Genomic DNA, 19777 nt, shown 5'->3' on the forward strand with positions numbered 1-19777 from the left:
GACGGCAGCGCTTTCCCCGCCGCTGTTTCGGTTTGACGCGGGAGGAGCGTCCTTCGTCCACTGCGCTGTCAGAGTTACGTCCTCCTCCGGCATTGGAAAGGTGTTCCCCTCCACATAGGTGGTTCCTCCCCATGACCAGCCAGCAAACTGGTACCCATCGCGGGTGAGACTGCCGGTATTGCCTTCTACCGTGACAACCTTCTCCTTGGGATAATAGGCGGTATCCGGTACCGTGCCGCCATCATGTTCCGTACTTGCATAAGCCACGGCGTAATACGGCCAGAGTACTGGCGCGGCGTCGTTTTTCACAAGCACGCTGTCCGGAATAATGCCGGAAAGATTCTTGATATCCCCTGTGACATGAAGGGCATGACCGTCTGTATTTGAACCGGGACGGATGTCCATGGATGCAGGAGCTCTGCTCACAGTCAGGTCACCATCCACCGCGATACCATGGCCTTCCGTGCCAGGGCCGCCGTAGACGGTGAGATGTCCGGCAAAGTCCAGATTCAAGTCACCTTCGTAAGATATACCATTCCCTGGATAGGAACTGCCGGAGCCGGAGATATCGACAGTCAGAGAACCAGCCCCATTTATCGTCCCTCCCCCTGAACCGTAAATCCTTTCACTTACACCCGTAACTGTCACCTCACCATCCACGGTCAGCTTATTATTTACCCAAATTCCTATTTCACCTTCAACAACCGTAGTCCCGGAACCACTCAAGGTAATGCTATCACCCAAAAGTCCTTTGCCTCTATATTTAGTACCCTTGAGGCCTTCCAACAATACATTACCATTTTTATTATCAATAACGATAACGGTTCCAGACAGACCAGCACTGCCTTCCACACCTCGAGAGACCATGGAACCGCTATTTATATTTACCGTAAGTTGGCTCCCCGCAACTCCTCCCCCTCCCGTGAAACCAGTAAAAGGTTCACCGCCAATGGCTGTCAAATCAGCATCTCCAACTTCCACGGTTAGAGGACCTCCACTTTTAGATACTGCACTTTGTCCATCATTATTATAGTTATCAAAACTGCCGCCTGTAATCTTGCAAGTTCCCTTCACTGTAAGAGTACTGGCAGCACTATATATAATATGAATTGCCCGCTTCCCCTTTTGGGCAGTGAGATTCAGGTTCTCAATGGTTAGAGAATTAATATTAGTATTATTCTCCATCTCAATACAGACACCGCTCACAGCCACTCCATCCGAAGTGACCGTCACATTGTTCACATCAATGGTCAGTATCGCGCCACCACTCGTATTGCTCCCGGTGATTCTGATAGTACCGCCGGCGCCGACCGAAAGCCCGCTGGCGCTCATATCGCTTTGGCCGTCCCATTCTACCAGTGGAGTGACGCCATTTTCGTCATATTGTACGCGATTTCCGTTCTTGTCAACAATGGTACAGCTTTTATATTCCGGGTCAGTGACGTTGGTTCCGGACTTTTTCATCTCCAGCACTGCCCCATCTGTTACCGACAGGCTGCCGCCATCTGCGTAAGCAGCCCTCCCATATCCACCGCCCACATCCAGGCCCTTATCACCGCCGGCTGCCGTAACTTTGGTATCTGGACCAGAGATTGTAACAGACGCACCAACACCAGCACCGCCTGCCACATAGCTGCCTGCCCTATCTTCTCTAGTACCGCCTCCAATTCCTGCACTGCCGTAACCGCCATTGGCAGTCACCGTACCTCCGCGAATTTCAATAATACCACCATCACCAGCTGCTCCACCTCCTATTCCCGCGCCATTTTCACCACCTGACGCCGTAACATGGATGTTCCCACTGATGATGATACAACCTCCATTCCTATCACTACCTCCGATTCCCGCACTGTTCCGCCCTCCCTGGACCTCCAAGCGGCCATTATCCGCACTAGTCAGCGTGAGCTCCGCATCCTCCGACACTTCAAGACCAGCACAATCCCATCCGCTTTTCAGGCTGTTTGTACCGGAGACAGTCACATCCGCTGTCCCTCCGGGTTCCACAGCAAAGGCACAACACCCGGATTTAAGACTTACATCAATGGTCACGCCCCGCAGCGTTATATCAACAGTCACCCCGTCTGGCACCGTAATCACAGCATTTCTTACCGTCTCCGTCCCATCCCATGTACCGGAGATTTCATAGGTACCGGTTTGGTTCAGGCTGAAACCGCTGCCATCTATATATACCACCTCGCCGCCATCACTGGCCGCAATTGTGATACCGCCTTTCGTCACCGTATTGTTGGCAGCATACGTATTCGCTTTTGCCAGCTTCGACGGCGGCAGGACGCAGTCTCCCTCATGGCCGTCCGGAAGGGTGCAGCCATCCATGAGCGTACAGGGCTGGTTCTCCTCTTCCACCTTCACCGTCACGGTTATCTGCGGCGGCTTCACACCAGACGCCAGGACATAGTTTCCCACATCCGCCGTAAACACATAGTCCGCCGGTGTATCACCGTCATAGGGCGTTTTGCTGTCCCATGTCACCGGAATCAGTTCCTCCACTGTTGTAACGCGCGTCACCATCTTCTGCTCCCCGCCGTTCTCTCCCGTGTCTTCACTGGCATCATCGGGAGTAGCGGCTGGTGTGTCATTCTCTTCCTCCGTATCCGGTGTTACAATCTCCTCCGTGACATGGTAGACCTTCACGGACAGTTCCTCCGGCAGGTTAAGCTCCGTAAGCTGGCTTCCCACCGGAACCGTCTGCATTTTCACCTCTTTGGGAAGCGCCGCAAAGGACGCAATCTCACCGTCCTCCGGCACATGGGGCACCTGGGTTTCCGCCATCGCTGCCGCCGGAAGCTGAGCCGCCATCATTGCGGCGGACAACAGCACCGCCCATATCCGTTTTCTTCGTCGTATCATGGTCATTTCCTCCTTTTGTGTTAAATCCATCCTCCCTTTACTTCCAGGTGTTTCCGGCTTTTATTTCATCCCCCATACACCGCGATAACGCCTGCTCCACCTTGCCATAGGTCACCGGCTTTGTACCAAACCAGCCCAGGCACAGCCGGTATGCCTGAATTGCAAAATCCAAATCGGAAAACCAGATGCATTTCCTGGGAGACAGATGGGCGCTGGTGATGATATCCATTCCCGCGACGCCGCTCTGTGCCACGATTACCACATCCGGCTCCCCTTCTTTGAGCTGTCCAATCAGCCCCTGCCAGTCGGCACAGCCATCCGCACGCACTGGCTGTTGTCTCTCCTTTCCATAGCGACGGGCGTATTCCAGAATCTGTTCCCGCTCCGCTTCATCCCCATCACAGACCACAATTCTCCACACAATTCCCACCTCTCTTTTCTTCGCTGTTAACTTAACCATAGCCAATCTTTTCTTGATTTTCAATTGGCTGGCAGGAAATTGCAGATTTTGGCAGAAAATTGCATTGTCGGACCTCCCATTTTCCTGTAAAATAAGATTGACAACGGATTTATTTTCATGATGACAGACAGATTTGTTTTTGGGGAAAGGGGGCGTTTGATGCGATGAAAGCGGCCATCATTGATGATATTGCACTTTGCAGGGCGGAAGCGCGCTCCTGCTTTGTGCGTTACATACAGGATACCTGCGCCGGGGAGACTCCGGTTGTGGAGGAGTTCTCCTCTGGGGAAGAGTTTTTATCCCGGTTTACACCGGGGGATTACGATATCATTTTCATCGACCAGTACATGGACGGACTTTCCGGGATGAATACGGCCAGGGAAATCCGCAGCCGGGACGAGCTGGCTGCTCTGGTGTTCGTCACCACCAGCCGTGAGCACGCCATAGAGAGTTACGGAGTGCGGGCCTGCGGCTATCTGGTGAAGCCTCTGAACTATGAGGATTTCCGGCAGACGATGGAGCTGGCCCGGCTGGACAAAATCCGGGGCGCCAGGTTCATCCGCCTGGAGCAGAACCGTCTCCTGCTGCGGGAGATTCTCTGGTGCAGCCAGAGCAGCCACTATGTCATGATTCACACGGACAAGCGGGGCGTTCTGAAATTCCGCATCCCTTTTGGGGAACTGACGGAAATACTCTCGCCTTACCCGCAGTTTCTCACCTGTTACAAATGCTGCATCGTCAATATGGACCGGGCGGAGCGCATCGACGGGCTGGATTTCGTGCTGGACAACGGGGAGCGGGTTCCATTTTCCGGACGTGACAGGAAAAGAATTATGGCGCTCTTTGACGATTATCTGTTCCAGCGGGAACGGGAGGAGGAAATGCTCTGATGACAACGGTTGATTCTCTCATGGTTCTGTTGTTCTGCCTATTGGATTTTCTTCCCTTCAGTCTGCCTCAATACTGGCTGTTCCGGGATAAACTGCGGATTCCGTTCTGCTATACGGCTTTGATTCTGTCGGCGCTCACCGCCATTTACAGCGGGGTCTTTTATGCCATCAATTTGAATGGGTACCAGGCGGCGGCCCAGTGGACGACACTTGTCCGCTATGGGTTTCTGCTGCTTTTTCTGGCGCTCACCTTTGTGCTGATTAAAGAGCGTTTTACCAAGGTGCTGTTCACCAACCTGCTGCTGATCGCCTGGGCATTTTTTGTCTATGGCAATGCTAACTTTATTGAGAGCCGTTTTTTCTGGGACTTTTCCGATTTACACCCGTATCTGGTTTATAATATCGCCCGCATCATCATTTATCTGATTATCAGCCCGTTTATCCTGCATTTTTTCTATCATACAGTGGCGGACGCCCTGAAAATTGAGAATCCTGCCATGTGGCGGTATCTCTGGGAAATCCCGCTGTTTTCTACCATGTTTGGCATGCTCTACTGTTTCACCGACGATGTGTATGCCTATGCCACATGGCAGTTTATGGTTTCCCGGTACCTGATGCTGTTCGGCACCTGCTATGTATCCTATGTCGCCTTGAAGGTGCTGGAAATCTCCCGCAGCCGGACCAGGCTGGAGGAGGAACTCAAGTATGCGGACCGAAGCCTGATGGCACAGAAAAAACAGTTTGACACTCTATCCGGCCATATGGATGAGATGAGGGCGGCCCGCCATGATTTGCGTCAGCATTTGACGGTAGTCCAGTCCTATATGGAGCGAGATGACAAGGACGGCCTCGGGGAGTATCTGGAATCTTACAGGAGTAAACTGCCGCCCGATGTGATGGAATATTTCTGTGACGATGACGTGGTCAATGCGGTCATCAGTTATTATGCGGTGATGGCCAGAGGGACGGGCATCCGGTTTCTGGCGGACACCGTCTACCCAAAAAACTGCCCGGTGTCCGGTTCCGATATCACGGTGCTGCTTGGAAACCTCCTGGAGAATGCCGTGGAGGCCTGCCGGCGGGAAGCCGGTGATGAGAAATTATTTATCAAACTGCGGATGAAGCAGCGGGGACAGTCCATGCTGCTGATTCTGGTGGACAACACCTGCACTGTCAGTCCGGAGTTTGACGGAGATATTCCGCTGTCCTCCAAGCGGAAGGGACACGGGATTGGAATCGCCTCCGTCCGGGAAATCGCGGGGCGGTATGGCGGCGCCGTGCAGTTGAAACAGCAGGACGGGATGTTCTGTGCTTCGGTGCGGCTGATGCTGACGCGGAATGATGTGGGGAATTGATGAGGAAATTGACGCGGAAATTAAAATGCCGGAACAGGGAACCGGCTTCTCCATTGTCAGACAGTTGATCTGACCGTTGAGATATGGTTCCATGCTCCGGCATTTTTGATAGTTGGAATTTTTAGTTCACTTTGATACTTGCCAATTTCAGCATGTCAGTTTGTATATACAGATATCCGAGATATCCGCTTAGATAAACAGGTTCACATTGGATTCCTCCGCGTCGCCCAAGTAGGCGCCTACGCCTCCCAGCTCTACGCCGTCGATCAGTTCCTCCTCCTTGATTCCCATCACATCCATGCTCATGGTGCAGGCGAAAATCTTGACGCCGGAGGCCATGGCTTTTTGTATCAGGGTCTCCAGAGAATCAACGCTCTTATCGTTCATAATCTTCTTCATCATCGCCGTGCCCATGCCGGCCATGTTCATTTTGGAGAGCTTTAACTTTTTGCTGCCACGGGGAAGCATCGCTCCGAACATGGATTCCATAAAGGTCTTCTTCACCGGCTGCTTCTCTTCCTTTCGCAGGGCCGTCAGACCCCAGAAGGTAAAGAACATGGTGACAGGTCGCTCCATGGCGGCGGCTCCATTGGCGATGATGAAGCTGGCCAGCACTTTGTCCAGGTCGCCGGAGAATACGATGATGGTTTTTCCCTCCGGTGTGTCTTTCACAACGGTCTGCGGGGCGCTGGTGCATTTTCTGACACAGGCCACGTAGTCATTGCCACGGCGCTCGTTGGAGACCAGCACATTTCCCGTGCGGCGGCACCAGGCGTCAATGTCCCTGGCAAATCCAGGGTCCGACGCGGAGACTTCCACCACATCGCCATCCCCAATCTCCTTCACCGTCTCAAACACCTTCATAATCGGTCCGGGACACTGGAGGCCGCTGCAATCCAGGCGGATAGCCGCCTTGGGGATGTCTGAGGTGGATGGCGTAGATGCCGTTCCTGCACTATCTTGCGTTGGAGCCGCACCTGTTCTATTTGGCGCTGAGGCTGCTCTTATGCCACCTGGCACAGTTCCTGCGGTTCCGGCACCTGGCGCAGACACTGTCTTCGAACCGTCATTCACGGATGCCGCCATCAATATCGGCGTCACATGATTCTCATAATGGGTGGACTGGTAGAAACGCATCCCTCCGGGATACACCTTCACATGCTGAAACCCGTGCTGCATCAGAATCCTGGCTCCATTATAGGCCCGCACTCCGATTGCGCAGAATACAATAATCTCCGCCTCCTGATCCAGCTCCTTCAGCCGGCTGCGCAGCTGTCCTAACGGAATATGTCTCGCTCCCGGAATCGCGTAAGCCATCAGCTCCGCCTCCTCCCGCACATCCAGAACAACTGCGGCAGGATTTCTCTCCGCCTCATCCCAATCCGCAAAGGACACCAGCCCGGCGCGCACATTTTCAGCTACAAATCCCGCCATATTGACCGGGTCCTTGGCCGAAGAGTAAGGCGGCGCGTAAGCCAGCTCCAATTCCTTCAGCGCCTCTGTCCCGGCTCCTAAGCGCATGGCGACGGCGATAGTGTCAATCCTCTTATCCACACCGTCCCGCCCCACAATCTGCGCTCCAAAAATCCGTTTCCCATCCACGGGAAACAGCAGTTTCAGTGTCAGCGGCACCGCCCCCGGATAGTACCCGGCATGGGAATTCTGGGTAATCAGAACCCGCTCATAGTCCTTCCCTCTCGCAAGCCCCCGCTTTAGAAGCGTTTTTTCATTGGCCCCGGTTGTCGCGGCCGTCAAATCAAACACCTTCGCCACCGAGGTTCCCTGGGTGCCCTGATACCGTTCCTGCCCGCCGGCAATATTATCCGCGGCAATCCGCCCCTGCTTGTTGGCCGGTCCCGCCAGCGGAACCATGGTGGGCTCCTTCCACACAAAGTCCTCCACCTCTATCACATCGCCGACCGCATAGATATCCTTGTCGGACGTTCTCAAATACTCATCCACCACAATGCCGCCCCGCTCATTTAACGCAAGCCCAGCTTCCCTGGCCAGTTCACTGTTAGGACGGACACCGATTGCCAGGATGACAAAATCCACCGTCACACGGTCCCCGCTCCTTAGCGTCACCGTCACCTGGTCCTTCTTCTCCGCAAAGGAACTTACCCCATCGCCCAGATACAGGTTCACCCCATTCTGCAGAATATTCTCATGGAGCAGCAGCGCCATCTCATAATCCAGCGGAGCCATCACCTGGTCCATGGCCTCAATCAGGGACACCTCCAGCCCGGCCTCCTTCAGATTCTCCGCCATCTCAAGCCCGATGAAGCCGCCGCCAATCACCGCAGCCGTCTTCGCTCCCTGCTCCCGGATCATGGCCCGGATATCGTCCGTGTCCGGCACCGTCCACAGCGTTTTAATCCGCGGTGACTCAATCCCCGGAATATTCGGCCGCATCGGAGAAGACCCTGTAGAAATGACCAGCGTATCATACGCCTCCTCATAAGTCTCCCCGCTGTCCACCCGTTTCACAAGAACCGTCTTCTTCTCCCGGTCAATGGCGACTACCTCATTTTTCACCCTCACATCCACTTCAAATTTCTTCTTCATCGCCTCCGGCGTCTGCAAAAGCAGCGCGTCCCGCGACTTAATCGTATCCCCCACATGGTAAGGCAGCCCGCAGTTCGCGTAGGAAATATACTCCCCCCGCTCCAGCATCACAATCACTGCCTCCTCATCCAATCTCCGCAGCCTGGCCGCACAACTGGCCCCGCCCGCAACACCACCGATAATCACTGTCTTATTCATAAAGAACCTCCGTCATTTTTGTTAATCTGAAAAAATTATAACAGAATTCCCGGCCGCGGTCTGTAACTCAGTCACATAACAGACGGGACACCCCGGCGCAGCCGGAATATCCCGTTAATTTTGTATAACAATATGGTTCAATTTCTCTTAAAATATTTCGCTTCTGTCAACTCCGCAATATACCCTTCCAAATCAGGAACCTTACGCTCCTTCGCCAGCCTGACAGCTCTGTCTATCTCGTAGGGTATTCTCACGAATTGAATATCGAAGCTTGCTCCCATTTTCCTGCTTTCCTCCCCCTCAATCACCACATAAGAAGCCTGGCTCATGTCCAGCGGATTTCCGACACTCCCGGTATTCAGAAGGATTTTCCCATCAATCGTCTGCATGAACGCGCCGTGGATATCCGCATAAATCGCCACATCAGATTCCTTCTGAATCACTGCCTCTTCCCCGTATCCAAACAATTCCCTTCTCTTCTCAATTGGACTGTCCGGAAAATACCGATAGAAATCCAGCGGATGTGCATGGAAGAACCGAACCAGCCGGCCACTTAAATACAGTTCCCCGGAATGGGGCAAAGTGCCAAAGTACTCCAGTCTTTCCTCTCCAATATCATCAAGAAACCACCGCACCCTGTCATTTAAATCAGCCGTCATTCCCTGCCTGTAATTGAGAAAATCCTCATAAAGCCCCATCTCCCAATTTCCCCTCACTATCACATCGCAGTTCTTTCGACAGATATCCATGGTCTCCCTGGAATTCGCTCCTTTCCCAACCATATCTCCCAGGCAAAATATCTTATCTGCCTTCCTTCTCTCAATATCCTCCATCACCCTCTCAAGCGCCGGCAAATTCCCATGGATATCCGCTATCAATGCAATCTTCACACGTCAACCTCCTTTACTTTAAAAGTCTCCCTATGCAAGTCCCTGTTTTTATATCCGTATAATATAACATACTTAGTCCTCCATGTCATTAAAATTATATTTCCCCTATATCAAAAAACATAATCGGAAGTAAACTTCCAATCTCCTTTTTCCAATCTATGGTACACAATACTGGCCCAAAATGAAAACCCCAGAGAAGCCACTCTGGGGTTTTTCGTTTTGCATATCCATGGATACTTAATTTCCTTTTGCCTATTAATATCATACCACAAATCGCTAATATATGATATACTATAATTGTTGTCGCACCCTATACTGGCAACAGGAAGGGGGTGCTTACATAATGAATTTACTCTCTTTTATTCTCTCTATCACAGCAAGTGTCGTTGCCTACTTCATTTGCAAATGGCTAGATAAGAGATAACAGCGACAATTAGCCTAATGAAAACCCCAGAGTGGCCGCTCTGGGGTTTTCGCTTTGTGCTTACATATAGAATTTACTCTCTTTTGCCTATCAATATCATACCACAAACCACTGACAATTACAAGACTCGTTTCATCCGGATAAACACCCGTTTATCTCTCCGCCAACGCTGCCTGAGCCGCTGCCAGTCTTGCGATCGGTACGCGGAATGGGGAACAGGATACATAATCCAGTCCAATCTTATGGCAGAATTCCACGGATGTCGGGTCTCCGCCGTGCTCGCCGCAGATACCTACGTGCATGTCAGGACGTACACCCTTGCCTAACTTGATAGCCATCTCCATCAGCTTGCCAACGCCATCCTGATCCAGTTTTGCGAATGGATCATTCTCAAAAATCTTGGTGTCGTAGTAAGCATTTAAGAACTTACCTGCGTCATCACGGGAGAAGCCATAAGTCATCTGGGTCAAATCGTTGGTACCGAAGCAGAAGAACTGTGCGTCTTTTGCAATCTCATCTGCTGTGATACATGCTCTCGGAATCTCAATCATGGTTCCAACTTCGTACTCCAGCTCAATGCCAGATGCCGCAATCTCAGCGTCTGCAGTCTCAACCACGATATTCTTTACAAACTTCAGCTCTTTGTCATCACAGATTAATGGAATCATAATCTCCGGACAAACCTTCCAGTCCGCATGCTGTTTCTGAACATTGATCGCCGCGCGGATAACAGCCTTGGTCTGCATCTTTGCAATCTCAGGATAGGTAACAGCCAGACGGCATCCACGATGACCCATCATCGGGTTGAACTCGTGTAAGGATGCGATGATTGTCTTGATCTGCTCCACAGTCTTGCCCTGGGAATCAGCCAGCTTCTTGATATCCTCCTCATCGGTAGGAACAAACTCATGTAACGGCGGGTCTAAGAAACGGATGGTAACCGGGTTGCCCTCCAGAGCCTCGTACAGAGCCTCGAAGTCTCCCTGCTGTACCGGAAGAATCTTCTCAAGAGCTGCCTCTCTCTCCTCCACAGTATCGGAGCAGATCATCTCACGGAATGCATCAATTCTGTCGCCCTCAAAGAACATATGCTCAGTACGGCAAAGACCGATACCCTCAGCGCCCAGCTCTCTTGCCTTTCTAGCATCGGCAGGAGTATCTGCGTTAGTTCTTACTTTCAGTCTTCTATACTTGTCAGCCCAGCCCATGATTCTGCCGAACTCGCCAGCGATAACCGCGTCCATGGTCTTAATCTGGCCATCATAAATCTTACCAGTGGAACCGTCTAAGGATAACCAGTCACCCTCATGGAATTCCTTGCCAGCCAGAGTGAACTTCTTGTTGGCCTCATCCATAGCAATCTCGGAACAACCGGATACACAGCAGGTACCCATACCACGGGCTACTACTGCCGCATGGCTTGTCATACCGCCGCGGACTGTCAGGATACCCTGAGCCGCCTTCATACCCTCGATATCCTCAGGAGATGTCTCAAGACGTACCAGAACAACCTTCTCGCCTCTTGCAGCCCACTCCTTCGCGTCCTCTGCCGTAAATACAATCTTACCGCAGGCAGCTCCAGGAGATGCAGCCAATGCTTTTGCCATCGGCTCAGCTGTCTTCAAGGTCTCGGTATCAAACTGAGGATGTAACAGAGTATCTAAGTTTCTAGGCTCAATCATAGCCACAGCCTTGTCCTCTGTAATCATGCCCTCATCCACTAAATCACAGGCAATCTTCAGTGCAGCCTTGGCAGTTCTCTTACCATTACGTGTCTGAAGCATGTACAGCTTCTTGTCCTCGATGGTGAACTCCATATCCTGCATATCTCTGTAATGGTCTTCCAGAGTATGGCAGATACCAACGAACTGCTCGTATACTTCCGGCATAACCTCTTTCAACTGGTCAATCTTCTGAGGTGTGCGGACACCTGCCACAACGTCCTCGCCCTGTGCGTTCATCAGGAACTCGCCCATCAGATGCTTCTCGCCGGTAGCTGGGTCACGGGTAAATGCAACACCGGTACCTGATGTGTCGCCCATGTTACCAAATGCCATCATCTGAACGTTAACAGCGGTACCCCAGGAATACGGGATATCATTGTCACGACGGTAAACGTTGGCTCTTGGGTTGTCCCAGGAACGGAATACCGCTTTGATTGCTTCCATCAGCTGCTCCTTCGGGTCAACCGGGAAGTCCTGGCCAAGCATCTTCTTATACTCAGCTTTGAACTGGTTCGCCAGCTCTTTCAAATCATCGGCTGTCAAATCAACGTCCTGAGTTACGCCCTTCTCCTCTTTCATCTTGTCAATCAGCTCTTCAAAATACTTCTTGCCGACTTCCATAACAACGTCAGAGAACATCTGGATAAATCTTCTATAACAATCCCACGCCCAACGCGGATTGCCGGATTTGGCTGCCAGAACCTCAACAACCTCCTCATTCAGACCCAGGTTTAAGATGGTATCCATCATACCTGGCATGGATGCTCTTGCACCGGAACGAACGGAAACTAACAGAGGATTCTCCTTGTCACCGAACTTTTTGCCGGTAATCTCTTCCATCTTTGTGATATGTTCCATGATCTGGCCCATAATCTCGTCGTTAATCTTCTTGCCGTCCTCATAATACTGAGTACAGGCCTCTGTCGTAATCGTAAAGCCCTGTGGTACCGGAAGGCCCAGGTTTGTCATCTCTGCTAAGTTGGCACCCTTGCCGCCTAACAGGTTCTTCATGCTGGCATTGCCTTCACTGAATAAATACACCCATTTTGCCATAAGTTATTTTCCTCCTCGAGTTATGTAGAATTACTCTCTACTTGTTTTCTCTGCCGTCCGCATTTTACTTTCCATGGCACGAAAATAGAGCTTGTCATGACAAACTCCAGAATCCGGCTCCCACGGGAAAGTCCCTCCGACGGCCTGTTAATAGTATAACACAATTCGAAATCTAGTAAAGACTTTTACTGGAAAAAATCCTCACTTTTTTGGGGTATTTTTCATAAATTTTACGTGTAAGGGCTTACAAAAATTGTCGTTTTCTGATATCCGTTTTACATTCGCATATACGAATATTATCCACAAAATTTCCCCCACAAGACCTGCCGGCGCCGCCCAGGCGCCCTGCTTTATGTAAGCGCTTACCAATTTTAATCCTGTCATGTGTCACAATTCCCGCTGCCGCCACACTCCTCTGCCCAATGCTGCCATACGAAAATGCCGGCTTCCGCCCTCTCACGCCGCCACCACTCCTCACAACTTTCCGTCCTCCACCACAAACCGCACCGCCTCCGGCCGGAACCCCGGCGACGCCTTATGAAACATCTGCCGGTACAACAGCTCCCGGATAATGTAACACGTCTTCCCCAAGTACTCCCCGCGGGGCGTCTCCCTGAAAAAGTCGTCCTCCATCCCCTCGCTCAAATCATTTTCCAGCACGCCTTCAAAAATCTCATACTCTCCCAGAAGCTTGGCAAACAGCCTGGGCGTATACCGGTAATACGGCTTCTTCAGCTCCACCCCCGCCTGCTCCAGCACCTTTGCGATAAACTCCCCGCAGTGAAATGCCTTATACACCGGATGCCCGCCAAACACGGGAATCAACAGCATATTCAACAGGTTATACATAATCTCCCTGTCCCGCTTCACCTCGTCCATATAGGCCACCGCCCGCGCATACCCTTCCTCCGTCACCGGCACCCGGAAAATCTTCGTCTGAATCGGCACGTCCTCCCCCAGCGTGTAATACACCCGCTTCTCCTCGATATACCCGGAGATAGGCGGCGTCTTCGCCCGCAGTCTGGAAAATGCATAAAAATAAGTATAACTGTCATCCAGCGAAATCGCCACATGGGTATAGGGATACCTGGTAGCCATCTGGCTCAGCCGCCCAAAGGTGGACGGCAGATACAGCAGCAGCACATACAACTCCTTCATCACACACCTCCCGCAGCTTCCTCAAACGCCCCGTACCGGTCCACCACATCCAGGAAACAGATCCCCACAATCCGCTCCCCCGTATGGGCCCCGATGGCGCATCCCACCTGGGATACCACCGGCCGTTTCACCTCCGCCCCCATTGACTTCATTATTCCCATCAATTCTTCCACCGCCTCCGGCACCGTCCCATGGCAGAAGGCCACCGGCTGGTTTTCAAATCCTGCTCCATGCTCCGCCACATACTCCGCCAGCGCCCGGTACGCCTTCTTCGTCCCTCGCACCAGCCGCAGAATTTTAAGACTCCCCTTCTCATCCACCGTAATCACCGGCCGGATGGACAGCGTCTCCGCCACCATCCCCTTACCCCTGGTAATCCTTCCGCCGCGAATCAGATACTCCAGGGTATCCACCGTAAACACATGGCGGATATGCTCCCGGTAATACTCCGCCGCCTCCAGAAGCATTTCCCGGTCCGCCCCCTTCTCCCGAAGGCGCAGCAGATAATACACCAGCAGCCCAAAGCCCGCCGAAGCGCACCGGCTGTCCACAATACTCAAATCAAACTCCGGATACTCCTCCAGCAGATTCTCCCTGGCGATATGGGCCGCGTTCCAGGTAGCCGCAATCCCGGTAGAAAAACACACATACAAAACCGGCACCCCCGCCTCGGCATATCTTCGAAACGCCTCCTCAAACATATCCGGGTTAATGTGGTAGGTGCTGATTTCCCGCTTCCCCTCCCGCTGAATCTCGTAAAACTCAGACGGCCTTATGGTCTCCCCATCCAGGTAATCCTCCCCGTCAATCACCACCGGCGTCGGTATCACATGCAGATGATAGTACTCTTTTATTTCCAACGGGATATCTGACGCAGAATCCGTTATAATTTCCAGCATATTTGTTTCCTCCTGTTGATTTATCTCACATTTTACCATATAATAATCCTAATTTCTATACATAGAAGAAAAAGGGGGATATCATGATACTTTTAGTCAAACCGGAACCTGCCCACACCGGCTTCTCGCTGGACATGGCGCTGAAAACGGAGCCGCTGGAACTGGAATACATCAAAGCCATGCTGACCTCCCACTCGATTTCTTCTTATATTTATGACGCTTCCACCGACAGCCGCTCCTTCGAGTCCATTCTGGAACTGTACCGCCCACAGGCCGTGGCCATCACCGGCTACATCACCCAGGAATACCTGATGCTGTCCTACGCCAGAAGGGCCCGGGCTTTCTCCCCCAATACCATAACTATCATCGGCGGCTCCCACGCCCAGCACAACCAGGAGCATTTTTTCAAGCCGGAGGTCTCCTACATCTGCCGCTCCGACAACATTTACGCCATCCTGGACGTCCTGAATTACGAACATCTGGGAAATGCTTCCGCCACCGCCACGTCCCTGGACTCCATCGACGGCCTCTGCTACTTAAAAGACGGCACTTGGTTCACCAACCCGGTCCGCCCCTTTGACATCAACCTCCTGCCCATCCCGGAGCGCAGCCAGTTCACGGAGCACATGCACGCCTACCGCTACCTGGACGTGTCCCCCATCGCTCTCATCAAGACCTCCACCTCCTGCCCCTACCAATGCTCCTTCTGCTACGGCAGGACCTTAAACTGTGGAACCTACTATCAGCGGGACGTCGCCTCCATCATTGAGGAGCTGCTAACCATCCCCTGCGATAACATCCAGATTGCCGACGACGATTTCCTCTTCGACATCCCCAGGCTTCTCGAATTCATGCGACTAATAAGAGAGCATCACATCCACAAAACCTTCATCTGCTACGGCCGTGCCGACTTCATTTCCACCCACGAGGACCTGATGAAGGAGCTGGCCTCCATCGGTCTCAAATACTGCATGGTAGGCTTAGAAGCCGTGGACGACACCCGCCTGGACTCCTACAACAAGCGCACCTCCAGCGATGCCAACCTGGAGACCATCCGCATTTTAAAGGAAGCAGGCATCCGTTTAACGGGCCTGTTTATCATCGATATCAATTTTACCAGAAACGATTTCCGGGCCATGAGGCGATTTATCCACCGTCACAATATCACCTACACCGGCGTCTCCATCTTCACCCCCATACCGGGCACAGCCCTCTACGAGGAGTACAAAGACAGACTCATCACCCACAACATGGAAAAATGGGATTTCATGCATCTGGTGGTGCAGCCGGTACATATGACACGTTTTCATTTCTATCTGGAGTATTACCTGTTTGTCATGGATTTATTTCAGATAGCGCAAAAAGCGGGGATTTACCGCTTTCTGCGCCTGAAAGACTATAAGAATATCTTTTTAAAACTGCTGTTTTCCGATAGCTTCCGCCCTCATTAGAAACGGAACTTATCCTCAAAGTAGGATTTCAGCTCTGCAATCGGCACGCGCTCCTGCTCCATGGAGTCACGGTCGCGGACGGTCACTGCCATATCCTCCTCCGACTCAAAATCGTAGGTGATGCAGAACGGAGTACCAATCTCATCCTGTCTTCTGTATCTCTTGCCGATGTTGCCTCTGTCGTCGAACTCGCAGTTGTAGTATTTGCTCATCTCGGCAAATACCTTCTCCGCGCCCTCGTTCAGCTTCTTGGACAGCGGCAGCACACCAATCTTCACCGGAGCGATAGCCGGATGGAAATGCAGCACGGTACGCACATCTCCCTCGCCGATCTCCTCCTCGTCGTAAGCCGCGCACAGGAAAGCCAGTGTCACACGGTCAGCGCCAAGAGACGGCTCAATTACATAAGGAATGTATTTCTCCTTCTTCTCATCGTCAAAGTAAGTCATATCCTGGCCGGATGTATTCTGGTGCTGGGTCAAATCATAATCGGTTCTGTCCGCAATCCCCCACAGCTCGCCCCATCCAAACGGGAACAGGAATTCCAAATCCGTAGTCGCCTTGCTGTAAAAGCACAGTTCCTCCGGCGCATGGTCTCTGGCTCTCATCTCGTCGTCCTTGATGCCCAGAGATTTCAGCCAGTTGATGCAATAATCCTTCCAGTATGCAAACCACTCCAAATCCGTTCCTGGCTCACAGAAGAACTCCAGCTCCATCTGCTCAAACTCTCTGGTACGGAAGGTAAAGTTACCCGGTGTAATCTCGTTTCGGAAGGATTTTCCAATCTGGCCGATACCAAACGGAATCTTCTTGCGGGACGTTCTCTGCACGTTCTTGAAGTTTACAAAGATACCCTGAGCCGTCTCCGGTCTCAAATAAACCGTGTTCTTCGCGTCCTCGGTCACGCCCTGGAAGGTCTTGAACATCAGGTTAAACTGGCGGATATCGGTAAAATCATGCTTGCCGCAGCTTGGGCAGCAGATATTGTTGTCGTCAATGTACTTCTTCATCTCTTCCTGGGACCAGGCATCCACACTGCCCTCGATGGTAATGTCATGCTCCGCCATAAAATCCTCAATCAGCTTATCCGCACGGAAACGCTCCTTGCAGGCTTTGCAGTCCATCAGCGGGTCGGAGAAGCCGCCCAGATGGCCGGAAGCCACCCATGTCTGGGAATTCATCAGGATGGCGCAGTCCACGCCCACATTGTAGGGACTCTCCTGGACAAACTTCTGCCACCATGCCTTCTTCACATTATTCTTTAATTCCACACCCAGGTTGCCGTAATCCCATGTGTTGGCCAGACCTCCATAAATCTCGGAGCCCGGATACACAAATCCTCTGGATTTCGCAAGCGCTACGATTTTTTCCATTGTCTTTTCCATCTCACTCAAACCTCTTCTTCCTGTTTTATTTAAATACTAAATATGCCTGGCCGCCACTCACCACTGCCGTATATCCGTCCGCCAGCGACACGTTGCCGCTGTAAAACTGGATTTTGCCCTCTGTCTGAACGGTGGCGCTTCCTGTCAGTATTACCACATAATACTCACCTTTCTTCGTCACGGAATCCGCGGAGGCATTGGAGCCGTCCTTGGCTTTCTTCCACGACGCGCCGGCAAGTTTTCCTTCCGACTGTCCCTTCTCCACGGTGGTAAACTCCATCGCTTCTAACTGGGTCCAGTCATCGTTTGTCGCCGCCGCAAAGGTGCAGAGATCGGAAGCATTTTCATAATCGAACAGGGCAATGGCCTTTCCGTTCCCCAGTGTACAGGAACTGAGCGTCACCGCCGTTCTCCCCTGCTCCGTATTAAAATCAGCCACGGACTTTTCAATCGAGGCCTTCAACTCACCCTGGTCATAGTAGTCATTCGTATAAGTCTCAACCAACGCGCTGGAAATGCTCCCGTCCCTCGTCACAAAGACACTGCTCTGCTCAGGAGAAAACGTACTTGTGGAGCCCCCACGGCCCGCGCACCCGGATAGCAGCGCGCCCGCCATCATCACCGCCAGGATTATTCTGGCCTTCTTCATAAACAAACCCTCCTGATTTCAAAACCTGAATTTTGCACATATGTAGAGATTATATCCGTTTTCCAACGCATTTTCAATACCATTTCCCTAATTTACCAAGGTTTTTAAAATCTCCAGAGAATGAAAGTCCCTGTCCACATACCTGGCCTTGTTTATCTCCACGCACTGCTTGAATTCCGCAAACACGGAATCCGTCACCTGAAAGGTGTACAGGGATTCTAGCGGCGACGCGATGACAAACTCCCAGGTATAGTTGGCCGAATCGCTGACCTCCCTGGGCGGATGCTCCGTGTACTCCCCGTTGTCCGCCATGGCCCGCAGCTCAAATATCCGCTGAATCAGCCGGTTTGGAATCGGAGGCTTCAAAAGCGCCCGCAGAGACTGGTACAATAAAAGCAGCATGGCGCTTCCGTCCAGGTTCTCCCTGGAATAATAGTCCGCAAACTCCAGAAAATACTGGCCGTAGCAACACTGTTCCATGTCCATGCTGATTTCATCAAAATAATTGGTAATCTCGGCGCCATGCAGATTGTAGGCGTCCCGCCCCTCATACAGCTCAAACGTGCCAAACGCAAAGGGACGACTGGGGCCCATCAGCATACTGCCAGGGCGCCTTGCGCCCCTGGCAAATGCCGTCAGTTTCCCCCGCTCTCTGGTGAGCAGCACCAGACGCTTGTCATATTCTCCCACGGGTGCGGATTTCAACACCATCCCCGTCAGCTTCACCGACTCCCTCACGTCTCATCCTCTCCATCTCTATACCAATTCAAAATTTTTATCCTGACTATTTATCCTATATCTATTCATATCTATTCTTTTGGATTATACCCATAATTCTTCATATACAATTCGCTGTCCCGCCACTCCTTGCGGACCTTCACCCAGAGTTGCAGATTCACCTTCGTGTCCATCAGATTCTCTATCTCCACACGGGCCGCGGTGCCAATCTTTTTCAGCATCGCCCCGCCCTTACCGATGATAATCCCCTTGTGGGAATCCCTCTCACAGACAATATTGGCCTCGATATCAATCATCCCATTCTTCCGCTCCGTCATCTTCTCGATGGTCACGGCGATTCCATGGGGAATCTCATCATTTAACAGCCGCAGGGCCTTCTCCCGAATCAGCTCCGCCGCAATCTGGCGCATAGGCTGGTCCGTCACCGTGTCCTCGTCATAGAACTGAGGCCCCTCCGGCAGATATTTGAATATCAGCTCCGTCACCAGCTCCGTGTTCTTTCCCTTCAGCGCCGACACCGGAACAATCTCCGCGAAGTTGCAGATATCCTTGTAGGCGTCGATAAACTTAAGAATCTCATCCTGGTTCTTCACCGTATCAATCTTGTTGATCACCAGCATCACCGGCGTCTTCACCTTCTGCAGCTGCTCCGCGATATGGCGCTCCCCGGCGCCGATAAATGTGGTGGGTTCCACCAGCCACAGAATCACATCCACCTCACTCATGGTATGCTCCGCCACATTCACCATATATTCGCCCAGCTTATTTTTCGCCTTATGGATTCCCGGAGTATCCAGGAAAATAATCTGCCCCCGCTCATCCGTGTACACCGTCTGAATCCGGTTTCTGGTTGTCTGTGGTTTATCAGAAGTTATCGCAATCTTCTGCCCTATCAAATAGTTCATCAAAGTTGATTTTCCCACATTGGGCCTTCCAATCAACGTCACGAAACCTGATTTAAACGTATTATCCATTCTCTATCTCCATCCATCTTCTTTTGTTCCCGGGGCCGGAGGCGCCATCTTCCTGCCTCCTCCGGCCCAGTTTCATCTTCCTGCTGCCTCCAGCCC

At 51.9% G+C, this 19777-nt stretch carries 13 protein-coding genes and 1 pseudogene; 3 read left to right on the forward strand and 11 right to left on the reverse strand.

Translation table 11 applies throughout. The features are described 5' to 3' along the window. Together HMPREF9473_RS19075 and HMPREF9473_RS19080 are read right to left on the reverse strand one after the other, a co-directional pair. Positions 1-2868, reverse strand: a pseudogene (locus HMPREF9473_RS19075) (hypothetical protein); the annotation flags it as partial. A gap of 37 nt (positions 2869-2905) precedes the next feature. Next, a complete protein-coding gene (locus HMPREF9473_RS19080) occupies positions 2906-3328 on the reverse strand; it encodes a hypothetical protein (protein ID WP_242830865.1) in 423 nt (140 codons plus the stop codon). A gap of 164 nt (positions 3329-3492) precedes the next feature. Between HMPREF9473_RS19080 and HMPREF9473_RS19085 the strand changes: the two genes are divergently transcribed. Then, complete coding sequence (locus HMPREF9473_RS19085) at positions 3493-4218, forward strand: LytR/AlgR family response regulator transcription factor (protein WP_006781841.1); 726 nt, start codon at positions 3493-3495, stop codon at positions 4216-4218. After that, entirely contained in the window at positions 4218-5573 is a 1356-nt protein-coding gene (locus HMPREF9473_RS19090) for a sensor histidine kinase (protein WP_006781842.1), read from the forward strand. The genes HMPREF9473_RS19085 and HMPREF9473_RS19090 overlap by 1 nt, the downstream gene beginning before the upstream one ends. A gap of 189 nt (positions 5574-5762) precedes the next feature. Here the strand turns inward: HMPREF9473_RS19090 and HMPREF9473_RS19095 are convergent, their stop codons facing one another. From HMPREF9473_RS19095 to HMPREF9473_RS19120, 5 genes are all read right to left on the reverse strand, one after another. After that, on the reverse strand, positions 5763-8336 hold the full coding sequence (locus HMPREF9473_RS19095; RefSeq protein ID WP_006781843.1) for an FAD-dependent oxidoreductase: 2574 nt from the start codon (positions 8334-8336) through the stop codon (positions 5763-5765). Between the two features lie 137 nt (positions 8337-8473). Then, positions 8474-9226: a metallophosphoesterase family protein gene (locus tag HMPREF9473_RS19100; RefSeq protein WP_006781844.1), complete on the reverse strand. Its 753-nt coding sequence runs from the start codon at positions 9224-9226 to the stop codon at positions 8474-8476. Between the two features lie 576 nt (positions 9227-9802). Beyond that, positions 9803-12427 carry a pyruvate, phosphate dikinase gene (gene ppdK, locus HMPREF9473_RS19105; RefSeq protein WP_006781845.1) on the reverse strand — a complete coding sequence of 875 codons (2625 nt, stop codon included), beginning with the start codon at positions 12425-12427 and terminating at the stop codon, positions 9803-9805. 474 nt (positions 12428-12901) lie between these two features. Next, positions 12902-13585: a hypothetical protein gene (locus HMPREF9473_RS19115; protein ID WP_006781846.1), complete on the reverse strand. Its 684-nt coding sequence runs from the start codon at positions 13583-13585 to the stop codon at positions 12902-12904. Continuing rightward, positions 13585-14484 carry a DegV family protein gene (locus tag HMPREF9473_RS19120; protein ID WP_006781847.1) on the reverse strand — a complete coding sequence of 300 codons (900 nt, stop codon included), beginning with the start codon at positions 14482-14484 and terminating at the stop codon, positions 13585-13587. Before HMPREF9473_RS19120 ends, HMPREF9473_RS19115 begins: the two co-directional genes overlap by 1 nt. 83 nt (positions 14485-14567) lie before the next feature. Here HMPREF9473_RS19120 and HMPREF9473_RS19125 point away from each other — a divergent pair, with 83 nt between their 5' ends. Next, complete coding sequence (locus HMPREF9473_RS19125; RefSeq protein ID WP_006781848.1) at positions 14568-15935, forward strand: B12-binding domain-containing radical SAM protein; 1368 nt, start codon at positions 14568-14570, stop codon at positions 15933-15935. Here HMPREF9473_RS19125 and HMPREF9473_RS19130 read toward each other — a convergent pair. From HMPREF9473_RS19130 to era, 4 genes are all read right to left on the reverse strand, one after another. After that, positions 15932-17320, reverse strand: a complete 1389-nt coding sequence (locus HMPREF9473_RS19130; protein ID WP_006781849.1) for a glycine--tRNA ligase — start codon at positions 17318-17320, stop codon at positions 15932-15934. The two genes, HMPREF9473_RS19125 and HMPREF9473_RS19130, sit on opposite strands and share 4 nt — an antisense overlap. Before the next feature lie 25 nt (positions 17321-17345). Beyond that, a complete protein-coding gene (locus tag HMPREF9473_RS19135) occupies positions 17346-17969 on the reverse strand; it encodes a hypothetical protein (protein ID WP_006781850.1) in 624 nt (207 codons plus the stop codon). Positions 17970-18056: 87 nt separating this feature from the next. Continuing rightward, positions 18057-18707, reverse strand: a complete 651-nt coding sequence (gene recO, locus HMPREF9473_RS19140) for a DNA repair protein RecO (RefSeq protein WP_006781851.1) — start codon at positions 18705-18707, stop codon at positions 18057-18059. 71 nt (positions 18708-18778) lie between these two features. Beyond that, positions 18779-19681, reverse strand: coding sequence for a GTPase Era (gene era, locus HMPREF9473_RS19145; RefSeq protein WP_006781852.1), 903 nt, complete (start codon positions 19679-19681; stop codon positions 18779-18781). Between the last annotated feature and the right edge of the window lie 96 nt (positions 19682-19777).

Origin of the sequence: Hungatella hathewayi WAL-18680 (assembly GCF_000235505.1) — a bacterium.
GTDB lineage: Bacteria > Bacillota > Clostridia > Lachnospirales > Lachnospiraceae > Hungatella_A > Hungatella_A hathewayi_A.